This window comes from Anaeromyxobacter oryzae, from assembly GCF_023169945.1.
Lineage (GTDB): Bacteria > Myxococcota > Myxococcia > Myxococcales > Anaeromyxobacteraceae > Anaeromyxobacter > Anaeromyxobacter oryzae.
In genome coordinates, this window is the sequence record NZ_AP025591.1 from 6,558,222 (window position 1) to 6,571,072 (window position 12,851).

The following is a 12,851-nucleotide window of genomic DNA, read 5'->3' on the forward strand; positions in this document are numbered from 1 at the left end:
GACTCACCCGAGCCACGGCTTCGCGTCGCCGTCGAACGCCGCCGGGAAGTGCTCGATGCGCGGTCCGGCCTCCCCGAACGTCACCGCCACGACGTCGAACCGGATGGCGCGCTCGAGCGCGTCGTGCCGTGCGGCCCAGTCGGTCGCGGCCTTGATGACGCGGCGGCGCTTGCCGCGGTCGACCGTCTCCTCCGGGCCGCCCTGCGCATCCGACGAGCGGCTCCGCACCTCGATGAAGCAGAGGACGTCTCCGTCCTCGCAGACGAGATCCACCTCCCCGCGTCGCACCGCGTGGTTGCGCTCCAGGACCCGCAGCCCGCGCCCGCGGAGGAAGGCCTCGGCGAGCGCCTCCGCCTCGCGCCCGCGCGCCCTCCGCCCGCCGTCGGCGTCCTCGCCGGCCGTGCTCACGCGGAGTGGTCCGCCGCCTCGCGGAAGGCGGAATCCGTCGTCGCGTGCACGATCTGGCCGGGCCGCGCGATCTGCTTCAGGAACCGGGCGGCGACGCGACGCGCGCCGTCGGAGAGGCCCGCGAACGCCTCCTGGTCGAGGACCGCGACGAGCTTCCCCGCGGCGAGCGCCTGCTCGAGGAGCGCGAGCTTCAGCGCGACGTACACCACGTCCCGGTCCGCGGGCGGCAGAGTGAGCGCCGGGACGGGACGTCCGCCCGTGACCGCGTGCACGCCGCCGCGATCGTCCACCTGCGCCGCGGTGATGCGCTGGAAGGTGAGCCCGGTGAGGAGCTGCGACGCCTTCTGCGCGACGGCGCGACCGGCGGCAGCCGGCGAGCCGCCGAGCTCCGCCGCGGCGCGCTCGAGCAGGCCTCGGAGCGGCTCCGTGCCCCCGGCCGCGGGCGCCACGGGCCGGGGCGGCGGCGCTGCGGCGGGCGGAAGCGCCGTCGCGAGCTCGCCCTCGAGGCGCTGGATCTCCATCTCGACCGAGCGGACGTCGCGGACGAAGCCGCCGACGTCGGCCGCCATCCGGGCCTCGAGCGCGCGTTGCGCCTCGTCGACCTCGACCCGCTCCTCGGCCGCGGCGCGGATCTCGGCCGACCCCTCCCACTCGGCGAGCCGCCGCCGCCACTCGGCGACCACGGCGTCCGCGTCCGCGATCCGCCCGAGCGCCTCGCGGAGCTCGGCCGGGCTCCGGACCTCGATCGCCCGGATCGCGGCCCGGACATCGCCGGCGTCCTTCTCGTACTGCCCCTCGATCTTCTTCTCCCAGTCGTCGACGACCTTCCTGCGGCGCGCCACGCGCTCCCAGGCCTCGACGGCGCCGATCCACCGCAGCGCGATCCACGCCGCGCCCCCGAACGCGGGGACGTCGAGGAGCGCGAGGTAGCGCGCCCCCGGCGCCACGCCGGACAGCGCGGCGCCGCCGAGCGCGAGCACGGCGCCCGCGCCAACGCCGCCCCAGAACAGCGGGTCCGTCCAGAGCGGGCGCGGCGCACCGCGCGCCTCCGCCTCGGCGAGGGCCCCGCGCTCGGCCGCGACCTTCGCGACGGCCTCGTCGTGCTTGGCGGTCGCCCGGTCGAAGGCCGCGAGCCGAGCCTCGGGGTCGTCGCCGAGGAGGGTGGCCGCGGCCGCGACGGGCGCGAGGTCGGCGCGGGCCGCCTCGGCGGTCTCGAGCCCGTCGCGCAGGTTCGCGCTGCCGCGGAGCGCCTCGTCGAGCTTGAAGGCGCGCGCCTGGAGGCCGTCGAGCTGGACCTGGAGCTTCTCGGCAGCTCTGGCCTTCTCGAGCTCGGCCTGGAGCTGAGCCAGGCGCTTCCGCGCCTGCTCCGGGCTGAGGGCCTGCCGCGCGGGGGCGAGCGAGGCGCCCCCGCCCACCCCTGAAGCGCCCTGCCTCGACGGCAGCTCGGCCGCGCCCAGCGCGAGCACGGCGGAGAGCCTGGCCGGCGGCGGCGCGCCGACGGTCTCGCGGAGGAACGCGGAGATCTCTGCGAGGTCCTGGGCGACGAGGGCGAAGGAGCGCTTCTCGGCGTCGAAGCGGTGGAGCTGCGCGCCGGCCGCGAAGTCGCGCACGAGCCGGTAGGTCACGCGGTCGTTGCCGACCAGCGTGAGCCCAGCGCGGAGGGCCGCGCCCGCGGGGCCGCCCGCCGCGCGCGGGAGCGAGTCGCCGTCGCGCGGATCCGGGTAGAGCAGCGCCTCCACGACGCGACGGAGCGTCGCGCCGTCGGCGGCGACCACGTTGTAGCCGGGACGGAGCGTGGCGCGGCCGCCGGCCGGCGCCACGCCACGGACTCCCTGGGCTGCGAACTCGAGGAGGATCACGCTCGCGCCGGATCTTACCGGAGGCCCGGCGCGGGCGGAACGGCCTCGCGCGCGGAACGCGCGGAGACACGGACGGCGGCGCGGGTCGCGAGGGCCCGCCACCGCCGCCGGATCCGACCGCGCGCCGCGCGGAGGCTTCGCTACGCCGGGGTCGGCGTCGCAGGGGCGGCAGGCGCCGCGGCGCCGTCCGTCGGACCGCGCTCCTCCTGATGGAGGCGGGCGGCCTTCCCCTGCAGCTCGCGGAGGTAGTACAGCCGGGACCGGCGGACCTCGCCGTGGCCGACGACCTCGATCTTGTCGATGCGGGGGCTGTGAACCGGGAACATGCGCTCGACGCCCACGCCGTAGCTCACCTTCCGCACGGTGAACATCGAGGAGCCGGGCTGGCCCTTCCGGTAGGCGATCACGACGCCCTCGAAGACCTGGATGCGCTCCTTGTCGCCTTCCTTGATCTTCGTGTGGACGCGGACCGTGTCACCCGACCGCATCTCGGGGAGGTCGTTGCGAACGTACTTCGCCTGGATGTCGGCAATCGCCTTGCGCAGCATGGGTCTCTCTCTCCTTTACAGCTCGTCGTCTCCGGCGTCGATGAGTCGGAGGTCGCTCTCCGAGAGCGCGAGGCTCGCGAACAGATCCGGCCTCCGGTCCCGCGTGGCGCGGAGCGCCTCGCGGCGCCGCCACCGGTTGATCCGCCGGTGGTCCCCTGACGTGAGGACCTCCGGAACCTTCATCCCCCGGTACTCCGGGGGCCTCGTGTAGTGCGGGTGCTCGAGGAGCCCGTCCTCGCCCGCGAAGCTCTCGGCCTCCGCGGAGGCCGTGTTGCCGAGGACGCCGGGGACGAGGCGCGCGGAGGCGTCGACGACGCAGAGCGCCGCCAGCTCACCGCCCGTGAGGACGAAGTCTCCCAGCGAGACCTCTGTGTCCACCGCCGCCATCACCCGCTCGTCCACTCCCTCGTATCGACCGCACGCGAGGATCAGCCTGCCGTGCTCCGCGAAGCGCCGGGCGAGGGGCTGCGTAAGCCGCTCGCCCCGCGGGCTGGTCAGCACCACCAGGGCCCCGGGGAGCCGCGCCTTCGCGGCCTCGATGGCCTCGGTGAGCGGCTCCGGCTTCATCACCATCCCGGCGCCGCCGCCGTAGGGGGCGTCATCCGCCACCTTGTGCTTGCCCGCGGCGTGATCCCGGATGTCCGAGATCCGCACCTCGAGGAGGCCGCTCTCCCGCGCCTTCCCGAGGATGCTCTCCTCGAGGTACCCCGCGATCATCCGCGGGAACAGCGTCAGGATCTCCACCTCGAGCTTCGCCACGTCCGTCCTCTCGTCCTGCGGCCTCCTTCTTCCTAGTCCAGCAATCCTTCCGGCGGGTCCACCACGATCCGGCCCGCCGCGCGATCCACCTCGACGTACGGCGCGAGCGGCACCAGCTTCTCGCCCCGCTCGCCCGTCACCACCAGCACGTCCACGCCGCCGGTGGCGTACAGCCCGGTCACGGTGCCGACCGGCTCACCGGCGACCGTCACCACCGGCAGGCCCTCGAGGTCGGACCACCAGTGCGCCGCCTCGCCCGCGTCGCCGAGCGCGTCGCGCTCGGCGAGGACCTCCGCCCCGACCGCCGCCTCCGCGGCGGACCGATCGGCGATCCCCTCCACCAGGACCGCCCAGAGGCGGCCCTGCGGCCTCGCCTCCAGTACCCGTCGGACCTCGGGCTCGCCGCCCTCGGTCCTGAGCACGATCGCGTCGAGCGCGCCGAGCGCGCCCTCCGATCCCCCCACGCCCAGGTGGCCCTTGAGGCCCACCGCCCGGACGACCTTCCCGATCCGGACGAGAGCCACGGCCTAGGCCTAGTCGAGGATGTCGAGGACGGCCCGCTTGCCCTCGTGCCGCGCGGCGGCGTCGAGGACGGTGCGGAGCGCCTTGGCGGTCTTGCCGCCCCGCCCGATGACGCGCCCGAGATCGTCGGGGTCCACCGTGAGCTCGTAGACGCTCGAGCGATCGCGCTCGATGGCGTCCACCTTCACGGCGTCCTTCTTCTCGACGAGCTCGCGGGCGAGCCAGAGGACGAGGTCGCGCACGGGACGCCTAGGCCTTCTTCTCGACCGCCGGCTGGGCCTTCTGGGCCTTCTTCAGGATCATCGCGACCGTCTGGCTCGGCTTCGCGCCGACCTTCAGCCAGTGCTCGATGCGCTCGGCCTTGAGCTCGATCCGCTCCGGGCGCTTGGTCGGATCGTAGATGCCGACGTCCTCGATGTACTTGCCGTCCCGCGCGTTGCGCGAGTCGGTCGCCACCACGTGATAGAAGGGCGCCTTGTGCGTGCCCGCGCGCGACAGCCGAAGAACCACCGCCATGAAGTCTGCCTCCTCGAAAACCTAAGCTCTTGGAACGTGAGGACTTCTCTCAGCGCGGCGCGCCGGAGCCCACCACGAAAAGTGGGTTCCTTTACGCCAACTTAGCAGTCGTGTCAAGACGCAGGACGCTCCGCCTCCGCCTCCGGGGGCGCTGACGGAGCCCGCCGGGCGGCCCGGAGCCGCGCCAGGTGCCCCTCCGGGAAGAGCCGCACGGCGATCAGGTAGGCGACCGCCCCGAGGAGCGCGCCCGCCGCGCCGCCCCCCGCGAGGTCGGACACCCAGTGCGGGCTGGCCCAGACCCGCGCCGCCCCGCCGAGGCCCGCGAGCCCGATCGCGGCCGGCGCCGCGCGCCGCCCGTAGGCGAGGAGCGAGTACGCCACGAACACGCCCAGCCCCACCACCTGCGCGCCCGGCAGGACGCGATGGAGCAAGGGAGCGAGGCCTTCGCCTGCGCCGGCGAGCCGCGGCGCCGCCCAGGCGAAGCGCGCCGCGAACGCGAGCCCGCCGCCGGCCGCCAGCGCAGCCACCAGCGGGGCCGCGGCCTTCAGCACCGCCGGCACCTCGCGCTCGAGCCACGAGTAGACCGCCACGCCGATGAGCGCGAGCGCCCAAGGCTCGCACGCGACCGTCACGGCCGTGAGGGCCACGTCGAGCCAGCGCGGCGCGCCCGGAGCGAGCGCGTCGAGCGGCGGCTGCGGGAAGAAGGGCGGCATCGGGACGGCCCCTCTTGTATCAGCGGTCCCCCGGGGCGGAAAGGGAGCGCGGAGCGGCGATCCAGGCCGGGCGGCGAGCGGGCGCCCGGCGAGCGGCGGAAACGACGAGGGCCGCGTGCGGTCGCGCACGCGGCCCCCTTCGGTGAAACCTCCGGCAGGCGGACTACTCCGCCTTCTCGGCCTTCTTCTTGGCGGGCTTCTTCTCGGCCTTCGGCGCCTTCTCCGCGGCCTTGCCCTTCTTCGCGGTCTTCTCGCCCTCGGCGTCGCCCGCGGCCTCGGCGGGCGCGGCGCGCTCGACGAGCTCGATCATCGCCATCTCCGCGTTGTCGCCGGCGCGGCGGCCGACGCGGACGATGCGGGTGTAGCCACCCGGGCGCTTCTCGAAGCGGCCGGCGAGATCGCCGAAGAGCTTGTTCAGCACCTCGACATCGCGCACGTCCCGGTTCGCCTGGCGGCGAGCGTGCGGCGTACCCTTCTTCGCGAGCGTGATCACCTTGTCGGCGAAGCGCTTCAGCTCCTTCGCCTTCGGGGTGGTGGTCTCGATCCGCTCGTGGCGGAAGAGGCTCGTCACCATGTTCCTGAACATGGCCGTGCGGTGCTCGGTGGTGCGATCGAGCCGGCGGCCGACGACGCGGTGCTTCATCTGGTTGGTCTCCTGTCCCTGCCCTGGGGCTAGACCTTGGGCGCGCCCTGCGGCGGCGCCTTCGGCGGCCAGTTCTCGAGCTTCATGCCGAGGGAGAGGCCCATCTCGGCCAGGATCTCCTTGATCTCCTTCAGCGACTTCCGCCCGAAGTTCTTGGTCTTGAGCATCTCGGCCTCGGTCTTCTGCACGAGGTCGCCGATGGTCTTGATGTTCGCGTTCTGCAGGCAGTTCGCGCTGCGAACGGAGAGCTCGAGCTCGTCGACGGACCGGAAGAGGTTCTCGTTGAGCTTCTGCTCCTCGACCGGCTTGATCTCCTCGGCGGGCTCCTCGGCCTCGTCGAAGTTGATGAAGATCGAGAGCTGCTCCTTCACGATCTTCGCCGCGTACGCCACCGCGTCCGCCGGGGCGACCGAGCCGTCGGTCCAGACCTCGAGCGTGAGCTTGTCGTAGTCGGTCTGCTGCCCGACGCGGGCGTTCGTGACCTGGTAGTTCACCTTCCGGATCGGCGAGAAGAGCGCGTCGATCGGGATGGTGCCGATGGGGGCGCCGGGGACCTTGTTCTTCTCGGCCGGCACGTAGCCGCGGCCGCGCCGCGCCGTCATCTCCGCCCGGACCCGCCCGCCCTCGCTGATCGTGAGGACGTGGTGACCAGGGTTCAGGACCTCGACCTGGGCGTCGGCGATGATGTCACCGGCCTTGATCTCCTTCGGCCCGTCCGCCTCGATCCGGATCGTCTTGACCTCGTTGGTGTGGATCTGGAGGAGGACCTCCTTGAGGTTCAGGATGATGTCGGTGACGTCCTCGGCCACCTCGGGGATCGTCATGAACTCGTGCTCGACGCCCTCGATCTTCACCGAGGTGATCGCCGCGCCCTGCAGGCTCGAGAGGAGCACGCGGCGGAGCGAGTTGCCGAGCGTGATACCGAAGCCGCGCTCGAGCGGCTCGGCGACGAACTTCCCGTAGGTGTTCGAGAGGCTCTCCTGGTCCACGACCAGGCCGCGGGGCTTGATGAGGTCCCGCCAGTTCTTCGTGACGATGGGATCGACCATGGGCTGTCTCCTCGGCCGCCGCCCCCTCCCCGCTTCCGCTCAGCCAGTGCCGGTGCGGGGCTCCGTGGGACGCGCGACCATCTGAAAAGGGGCGGGCCGGGGGCTCGTGGCCACCGCGCCCGCCCGCGACCTGGCTGGGCGGCAAGGCGGATCACCCGCCCGGTCGCCCTGAGCCTGCCGAAGGGCTACTTCGAGTACAGCTCGACGATGAGCTGCTCCTGGATGGGCATGGTGATGTCCTCGCGCGCGGGCGAGGTCTTCACGGTGCCCTTGAAGGCGCCCTTGTCGAGCTCGAGCCAGGCCGGGACCTGGCGGCGATCGACGGCCTCGAGCGCCTCGTTGATCCGGACGACCTTCTTCGAGCGGTCCTTCAGCTCGACCTTGTCGCCCGGGCGGCACATGTAGCTCGGGATGTTCACCTTGCGGCCGTTCACCTTGAAGTGGCCGTGGCGGACGAGCTGGCGCGCCTCGTTGCGCGTGTCGGCGAAGCCGAGGCGGAACACGACGTTGTCGAGCCGGAGCTCGAGCGTCTGCAGCAGGTTCTCGCCCGTCTTGCCCTTCGCGGCGGCGGCGTTCTGGTAGGCGTGGCGGAAGCCGGCCTCGAGGAGGCCGTACATCCGCTTCACCTTCTGCTTCTCACGGAGCTGGACGCCGTACTCGGAGAACTTGGTCCGGCCCTGGCCGTGCTGGCCAGGGGGGTACGGGCGGCGTTCGATGGCGCACTTGTCGGTGTAGCACCGATCGCCCTTGAGATACATCTTGAGGTTCTCGCGGCGGCAGAGCCGGCACACGGATTCGCTGTAACGAGCCACGTCGATTCTCCTGGAAGGTGATCAGACCCGGCGACGCTTCGGAGGCCGGCACCCGTTGTGCGGGATCGGCGTGACGTCGCGGATCAGGGTGATCTTGAGGCCGGCGGCGGACAGGGCGCGGAGGGCCGACTCGCGGCCGGCGCCCGGCCCCTTCACGAGCACGCTCACCGTCTTGAGCCCGTGCTCCATCGCCTTCGCGGCGGCGTCGCCGGCGGCGACCTGGGCCGCGAACGGCGTCGACTTGCGCGAGCCCTTGAAGCCGCGCGCGCCGGCGCTGGACCAGGCGATGACGTTCCCCGAGGCGTCACAGATGGTGATCTGCGTGTTGTTGAAGGTCGAGGCGATGTGGACGATGCCGGTCGCCACGTTCTTCTTCACCCGCTTCTTCCCCTTCTTCGGGGTGACGGGCGAGGCGGTCACCGGCTCGATGCCGCCGAGGTTCGGCGCCGCGGGCGCGGTCGCCTCCTCCTTCTTCGGCTGCTCAGCTGCGGGCTTCGTCTGCTTCTCGTCGGCCACTCTGGAATCTCCGGTTGGCTATCTGTGGATTAGGCCTTGGGCGCCGGGGCCGCGCTCGGCTTCCGGACGAGCCCCTTCTTCGGGCCCTTCCGCGTGCGCGCGTTGGTGTGCGTGCGCTGGCCGCGGACGGGCAGGCCCTTGCGGTGACGGAGGCCGCGGTAGCAGCCGAGGTCCATGAGCCGCTTGATGTTGAGCGAGATCTCGCGGCGGAGGTCGCCCTCCACCTTCAGGTTCTGCTCGATGGTCTCGCGGATCCGACGAACCTCGTCGTCGGTGAGATCCTTCGTGCGCGTGACGGGCGAGACGTTCGCCTTCTCGAGGATCAGCTTCGAGGTCGTCTTCCCGATGCCGTAGATGTACTGGAGGCTGACCTCGATCCGCTTCTCACGGGGAAGGTCGACGCCGGCGATGCGAGCCATTCGTCTCTCCGAAAAACGCGCGGGGCCTTAGCCCTGGCGCTGCTTGTGGCGGGGGTTGGCCGGGCAGATGATCCGCACGGTGCCCTTGCGCTTGATGACCTTGCACTTGTCGCAAATCTTCTTGACCGACGCGCGGACCTTCATGACCTACGCCTCCGATGCTCGATGCTGCCCAAAAGACAAGAACGCCCGCCGCGACCGCCGGCGGGGATTGGCGGCGGGAGCCCCAGAGCCCCCTTCATAGCCGCCCGAATTCTCCGGGATTTCCGGAGGGCCGCCCCTCACCGAGCGGCCGTTGCGAAGCGGGCCCTATAACACAGGAGATTTTGGGGTGCAAGCGGAAGCCCCGGGCCCGCCGGGTCTCCCCTCCCTCCTTCGGCCGTCCTCACTCCACGCGGAACTCCACACCTGGCGGCAACGTCAGGATTTCCGGACCGTTTTCCGTAACCGCGATCGTGTGCTCGAAATGCGCGGAAAGAGATCGGTCGAGCGTGCGCGCCGTCCACCCATCGTCGAGCGTCTCCACCTCGCAGCCGCCCGCGTTCACCATGGGCTCGATGGCGAGCACCATCCCGACCCGCAACGACGCCCCCGACCCGGCGCGACCGTAGTTCGGCACCTGCGGCGGCTCGTGCAGTCGGCGGCCGATGCCGTGGCCCACGAAGTCCCGGACCACCGAGTAGCCCCGCTCCTCGACGTACCGCTGGACCGCCGCGCCGATGTCCCCGATGCGGTGACCGGCGCGCGCAGCAGCGATCGCCGACGCGAGCCCGTTCCGCGTGGCGGCGAGCAGGCGGGCGGCCTCCGGGGGCGGCTGCCCGACCGCGACCGTCCTCGCCGAGTCGGCGTACCAGCCGCGGAGGACGACGCCGTAGTCGAGGCCCACCACGTCTCCGGCGCGCAGCACGCGCTTCGAGGGGATCCCGTGGATCACCTCGTCGTTCACGGACGCGCACAGGCAGGCGGGATAGCCGTGGTAGCCGAGGAACGCCGGCTCCGCGCCGAGGGCGCGCGTGCGATCCGCGGCGAGCCGGTCGAGCTCCAGCGTGGTGGTGCCGGCGACCGCCGCGGCCGAGAGCGCCTCGAGGACCTCCCAGACCACGAGCCCCGCCTCGCGGATCCGCGCGATGTCGTCCGCGCTCCGCGTCGCGATCCTCTCGCGGGTCGTGCCGTCCATCGAGTGCGTCGGCGCTAGCGGCCGAGCGCCTTTCGCGTGGCGGCGAGGATGCCCTCGGGCGTGCCGACGCCCTCGATCTCCGCGACGAGCCCGCGCTCGCGGTAGAAGCGCTTCAGGGGCTCGGTCTTGGTGCCGTACTCCTGCATCCGCTTGCGGACATTCTCCGGCTTGTCGTCCTCGCGCTGCACGAGCGGCGTCACGTCGCGGTCGCAGTACCCCGACCGCTTCGGCGGGTTCTGCGAGACGTGGTAGACGGCGCCGCACTTCGGGCAGCTCCGGCGCCCGCTGATCCGCTCGATGACGGTCTCCTCGGCGACCTCGTAGGAGACGACCTTGTCGATCGTCCGGCCGAGCGACCGGAGGAGCAGGTCGAGGTACTGGGCCTGGTTTACCGTCCGCGGATAGCCGTCGAGGATGAAGCCGGGCGCGACGTCGGGCTGCGAGAGGCGGTCCTTCACCATCTCGTTCGTGACGTCGTCCGTCACGAGGCCGCCCGCGTCCATGATGGCCTGGATCTTCTTGCCGAGCGGCGTGCCGCGCGCCTTGTGATCGCGGAACATGTCGCCGGTCGAGATGTGCGGGACGCCGTACTGCTGGGCGAGGAGCTTCGCCTGCGTGCCCTTGCCGGCGCCGGGCGGGCCGAGGAGGATGAGGATCATCGTCGTGTCTCCGAGGTGCGAAGGGCCCCGCCGTCGGCGAGGCCCCTCGTACGCGATCTACGCGTTGACCGCGGTGCCGGTCGCCAGCCGCCGCCCGCGGATGCGCGGGCCGCGAGGGCCGGTGAAGCCCTCGTAGTGGCGGGTGATGAGGTGCCCCTCGATCTGCTGCACCGTGTCGAGCGCGACGCCCACCACGATGAGCAGCGACGTGCCGCCGAAGTAGAAGGAGACGCCGAACTTGTCGGTGATGACGGTGGGCAGCACGCAGATCGCGGCGAGGTAGATCGCGCCGCCGAACGTGATGCGCGAGAGCACGAAGTCGATGTAGTCGGCGGTCTTCTTCCCCGGCCGGATGCCCGGGATGTACCCGCCGTACTTCTTGAGGTTGTCTGCCACGTCGACCGGGTTGAACGTCACGGCCGTGTAGAAGTAGGCGAAGAAGATGATGAGGACGACGTAGAGCGTGTTGTAGATCCAGCTGCCCGGCCGGACCTCGTTCGACAGCGTCGACAGCATCGGGAACCAGCCCGCGAGCGTCGCCGGGAAGAGGAGCAGCGAGGAGGCGAAGATCGGCGGGATCACGCCCGACGTGTTCACCTTGAGCGGCAGGTGGGTCGACTGGCCGCCGTACAGCTTCCGGCCGACCATCCGCTTCGCATACTGGATCGGGATGCGGCGCTGGCCGCGCTCGACGAACACGATCGCGCCGACCACCACCACCATGAGCGCGCCGAGCACGAGCAGTCCCACGCCGGAGAGCGAGGAGCTGCCCGACGCCTGCATCTGCTTCCAGGTGGTGACGACGGCGGCGGGCGCCCGCGCCACGATGCCCGCGAAGATGATGAGGGAGATGCCGTTCCCGATGCCGCGCTCGGTGATCTGCTCGCCCATCCACATGATGAAGGCGGTGCCGGCGGCGAGCGAGATCATCGTGAGCAGGCGGAAGCCCCAGCCCGGATCCGCGACGACCATGACGCCGGCGCTGGTGCGCTGCGCCTCGAGGAAGGTCGCGATCCCGTAGCCCTGGATCCCGGCGAGGACGATGGTGAGGTAGCGGGTGTACTGCGTGATCTTCCGCCGCCCCATCTCACCCTCCTTCTGGAGGGCCTCGAGCTTCGGGACGACGACGGTGAGGAGCTGCAGGATGATCGACGCGGACACGTACGGCATGATGCCGAGCGCGAAGATCGAGAGCTGCTCGAAGGCGCCGCCGGAGAAGAAGTTCAGCAGGTTGAAGAGGCCGCCCTGCGCCACGACCTCCTGCATCGCGCGCCGGTCCACGCCCGGCGTCGTGACGAAGATGCCGAGCCGGTACACGGCGAGCATGCCGAGACTGAACAGCAGCCGCTTCCGGAGCTCAGCGACCCGGAAGATGTTGAACAGCCCGCTCGCAGCCATGCCGACCCCTTTCGCACCCTTCGTTCGACGAGCCCGGGGCGACCGGTCGGCCGCCCCGAGCACGTGGATCCGTCGAACGCCCCTACTTCGCCTGCGCCGCCTTCTTCGCGGCCTTCGCCTTCTCGTGCATCGTCACCGGCGCCGGGATGAGCTCCACCTTCCCGCCCGCCTTCTCGATCGTCGCCCGCGCGCCCGCCGTGATCCGGTGGACCAGCACGCTGACGGCGCCCTTGAGCTCGCCCTGGCCGAGGACGACGACGCCGTCCCGGTTGCCGCGGACGAGCCCCGCCGCCTTGAGCGCGGCCGGGTCGACGGTGCCGGTGAGGCCCTCGAGGTCGGCGACCTGCACCTCCTCGAACTCCCGGCGGAAGACGTTGTGGAAACCGAACTTCGGCAGGCGGCGCTGGAGCGGCATCTGGCCGCCCTCGAACCCCTCGAAGTGCATGTTGCCGGTGCGGGCCTTCTGGCCCTTGCCGCCGCGGCCCGCGGTCTTGCCGAGGCCGGAGGCCTGGCCACGACCGACGCGCACCTTACGGCGGTTGGCGCCCTTGGGCGCCTTGAGCTTGGAGAGCGACATGAAGGATTCTCCTTTTATCACGCGGGGGGCGCGTGTCACGACCGCGCGGCCGCCGCCTTCTTGGCCTTCCGGCCCACGGGCGGCGGAGCGTCGACCCGCTCCCACTCGACGAGGTAAGCGACCTTCGCGATCATCCCGAGCGTCTGCGGGGTGTCGGGGAGGATCTTGGTCGAGTCCCGCTTCTTGAGCCCGAGGCCCTGGACGATGACCCGGTGCGGCGCAGGGCAACCCGCGAGCCCGCGGACGAGCTTCACCTTGATGGCAGCCACGATGTTC

General features: G+C 71.6%; 19 protein-coding genes. All 19 read right to left on the minus strand.

Annotated features, from left to right (window positions below):
- Positions 1 to 3: 3 nt before the first annotated feature.
- Complete coding sequence (locus AMOR_RS28855; RefSeq protein WP_248357214.1) at positions 4 to 408, minus strand: YraN family protein; 405 nt, start codon at positions 406 to 408, stop codon at positions 4 to 6.
- Positions 405 to 2,267 (minus strand): AAA family ATPase, encoded by a 1,863-nt coding sequence (locus AMOR_RS28860; RefSeq protein WP_248357215.1) that lies wholly within the window; start codon positions 2,265 to 2,267, stop codon positions 405 to 407. Before AMOR_RS28860 ends, AMOR_RS28855 begins: the two co-directional genes overlap by 4 nt.
- A 140-nt stretch (positions 2,268 to 2,407) precedes the next feature.
- Positions 2,408 to 2,815 (minus strand): 50S ribosomal protein L19, encoded by a 408-nt coding sequence (gene rplS / locus AMOR_RS28865; RefSeq protein ID WP_248357216.1) that lies wholly within the window; start codon positions 2,813 to 2,815, stop codon positions 2,408 to 2,410.
- Positions 2,816 to 2,830: 15 nt separating this feature from the next.
- On the minus strand, positions 2,831 to 3,574 hold the full coding sequence (trmD, locus tag AMOR_RS28870; RefSeq protein WP_248357217.1) for a tRNA (guanosine(37)-N1)-methyltransferase TrmD: 744 nt from the start codon (positions 3,572 to 3,574) through the stop codon (positions 2,831 to 2,833).
- Between the two features lie 32 nt (positions 3,575 to 3,606).
- A complete protein-coding gene (gene rimM, locus AMOR_RS28875) occupies positions 3,607 to 4,098 on the minus strand; it encodes a ribosome maturation factor RimM (RefSeq protein ID WP_248357218.1) in 492 nt (163 codons plus the stop codon).
- A gap of 9 nt (positions 4,099 to 4,107) precedes the next feature.
- The gene (locus AMOR_RS28880) at positions 4,108 to 4,338 is read right to left on the minus strand and encodes a KH domain-containing protein (RefSeq protein WP_248357219.1); all 231 of its coding nucleotides are present in this window, start codon (positions 4,336 to 4,338) and stop codon (positions 4,108 to 4,110) included.
- 7 nt (positions 4,339 to 4,345) lie between these two features.
- Complete coding sequence (rpsP, locus tag AMOR_RS28885) at positions 4,346 to 4,612, minus strand: 30S ribosomal protein S16 (RefSeq protein ID WP_248357220.1); 267 nt, start codon at positions 4,610 to 4,612, stop codon at positions 4,346 to 4,348.
- 113 nt (positions 4,613 to 4,725) lie between these two features.
- The gene (locus tag AMOR_RS28890) at positions 4,726 to 5,325 is read right to left on the minus strand and encodes a hypothetical protein (protein ID WP_248357221.1); all 600 of its coding nucleotides are present in this window, start codon (positions 5,323 to 5,325) and stop codon (positions 4,726 to 4,728) included.
- Positions 5,326 to 5,488: 163 nt separating this feature from the next.
- Positions 5,489 to 5,968: a 50S ribosomal protein L17 gene (gene rplQ / locus AMOR_RS28895; protein ID WP_248357222.1), complete on the minus strand. Its 480-nt coding sequence runs from the start codon at positions 5,966 to 5,968 to the stop codon at positions 5,489 to 5,491.
- A 29-nt stretch (positions 5,969 to 5,997) separates the two neighbouring features.
- A complete protein-coding gene (locus tag AMOR_RS28900) occupies positions 5,998 to 7,017 on the minus strand; it encodes a DNA-directed RNA polymerase subunit alpha (protein WP_248357223.1) in 1,020 nt (339 codons plus the stop codon).
- A 185-nt stretch (positions 7,018 to 7,202) separates the two neighbouring features.
- Positions 7,203 to 7,829, minus strand: a complete 627-nt coding sequence (gene rpsD, locus AMOR_RS28905; protein WP_248357224.1) for a 30S ribosomal protein S4 — start codon at positions 7,827 to 7,829, stop codon at positions 7,203 to 7,205.
- A gap of 21 nt (positions 7,830 to 7,850) precedes the next feature.
- A complete protein-coding gene (gene rpsK / locus AMOR_RS28910; protein ID WP_449658176.1) occupies positions 7,851 to 8,345 on the minus strand; it encodes a 30S ribosomal protein S11 in 495 nt (164 codons plus the stop codon).
- A 29-nt stretch (positions 8,346 to 8,374) separates the two neighbouring features.
- Positions 8,375 to 8,764 (minus strand): 30S ribosomal protein S13, encoded by a 390-nt coding sequence (gene rpsM, locus AMOR_RS28915; protein ID WP_248357225.1) that lies wholly within the window; start codon positions 8,762 to 8,764, stop codon positions 8,375 to 8,377.
- A 27-nt stretch (positions 8,765 to 8,791) separates the two neighbouring features.
- Complete coding sequence (rpmJ, locus tag AMOR_RS28920) at positions 8,792 to 8,908, minus strand: 50S ribosomal protein L36 (RefSeq protein ID WP_011420977.1); 117 nt, start codon at positions 8,906 to 8,908, stop codon at positions 8,792 to 8,794.
- A 241-nt stretch (positions 8,909 to 9,149) separates the two neighbouring features.
- Complete coding sequence (map, locus tag AMOR_RS28925) at positions 9,150 to 9,941, minus strand: type I methionyl aminopeptidase (RefSeq protein WP_248357226.1); 792 nt, start codon at positions 9,939 to 9,941, stop codon at positions 9,150 to 9,152.
- A 14-nt stretch (positions 9,942 to 9,955) separates the two neighbouring features.
- Positions 9,956 to 10,600, minus strand: coding sequence for an adenylate kinase (locus tag AMOR_RS28930; protein WP_248357227.1), 645 nt, complete (start codon positions 10,598 to 10,600; stop codon positions 9,956 to 9,958).
- A gap of 57 nt (positions 10,601 to 10,657) precedes the next feature.
- A complete protein-coding gene (secY, locus tag AMOR_RS28935; RefSeq protein ID WP_248357228.1) occupies positions 10,658 to 11,998 on the minus strand; it encodes a preprotein translocase subunit SecY in 1,341 nt (446 codons plus the stop codon).
- An 82-nt stretch (positions 11,999 to 12,080) separates the two neighbouring features.
- Positions 12,081 to 12,575 carry a 50S ribosomal protein L15 gene (rplO, locus tag AMOR_RS28940; protein WP_248357229.1) on the minus strand — a complete coding sequence of 165 codons (495 nt, stop codon included), beginning with the start codon at positions 12,573 to 12,575 and terminating at the stop codon, positions 12,081 to 12,083.
- A 35-nt stretch (positions 12,576 to 12,610) separates the two neighbouring features.
- Entirely contained in the window at positions 12,611 to 12,844 is a 234-nt protein-coding gene (rpmD, locus tag AMOR_RS28945; RefSeq protein WP_248357230.1) for a 50S ribosomal protein L30, read from the minus strand.
- Positions 12,845 to 12,851 lie beyond the last annotated feature (7 nt).